Below are 966 nucleotides of genomic sequence, written 5' to 3'. Positions count from 1 at the left end.
GCGGCATCACCGGAGCATTTCACTTTCCCTTTCCAGAGAGCGATGCTCCGTTTCCTTTGGGCGTGTATGCCACCAACGATACCTTTTCCATTGTCAATGACGGCGATGAAACCGGATTCACGCTGCGAATTGAGGCATTGCCCAGCGACATTCCGCAGGAAGTGGTGGCAGTGACACCGACCATCTACAATGAAAACGACGAATATCTGCAAATCAAAGGCGATATTCTGACCGGTGATGTCATTACGATTACCACGAAAACCGGAAACAAGACCGTCACCTTGACCAGAAACGGCGTGGACAGCAACATCCTGAACCGGCTGGTTTCCGGTTCGACTTGGCTGACACTAAAAGAAGGAACAAACACCTTTCGGGTCGAGGCAGTACGTGGTGTGAAAAAGCTGCGTGTGACTTTGATGCACCGCAATTCCTATCTGGGGGTTTGAGAAATGCAGTTGGAAATTTACAGCTTGACGGCTCTGAAAGATCAGATTTCTGTGTCACTGGAAGCCATCTGCGACAGTTATTCTTCACTCTTATGGGACATTGAATTTTACCAGTGCGGCTGTTTTGAGGTGTATATCGCTGCCAGTCCGCAGAATGTATCCATCTTTCAGCGTGGCAGAATTGTGGCAAGGAGCGATGATGCACAGCACTTCGGCATTATTGAATCTCTGCAATTGGAGACCGATGCCGAAAAGGGCGATTATCTGACGGTCACCGGACGGTTTCTTGCCTGCCTGCTGGAACGAAGAATCATCTATCCCACCATCACCGCAAACGGCAGCTATGAGGACATCGTCCGCAAGGTGCTGTCCCGCAATGTCATCTCTGCCGGAATCCGCAATCTGCCCGGTTTTTCCATGGGAATAGTGTCCGGCGATTGCTGGCAGAAAACCGCACGAATGCAGGTCAGCTATGATAACATCTTAGAATGGCTGTACAGCCTTTGTGAAACCATCGGTG

The 966-nt window shown here is 50.2% G+C and carries 2 protein-coding genes; both read left to right on the top strand.

The annotated features are described in order from the left end of the window. The coding region (locus RUMCAL_RS03500; protein ID WP_021681142.1) for a phage distal tail protein at positions 1-446 on the top strand (446 nt) is incomplete at its 5' end. 3 nt (positions 447-449) lie between these two features. Continuing rightward, the coding region (locus RUMCAL_RS03495) for a Gp37-like protein (RefSeq protein WP_021681141.1) at positions 450-966 on the top strand (517 nt) is incomplete at its 3' end.

Origin of the sequence: Ruminococcus callidus ATCC 27760, assembly GCF_000468015.1 — a bacterium.
Classification (GTDB): domain Bacteria; phylum Bacillota; class Clostridia; order Oscillospirales; family Ruminococcaceae; genus Ruminococcus_C; species Ruminococcus_C callidus.
This window is presented reverse-complemented; position numbering and strand designations above follow the sequence as displayed.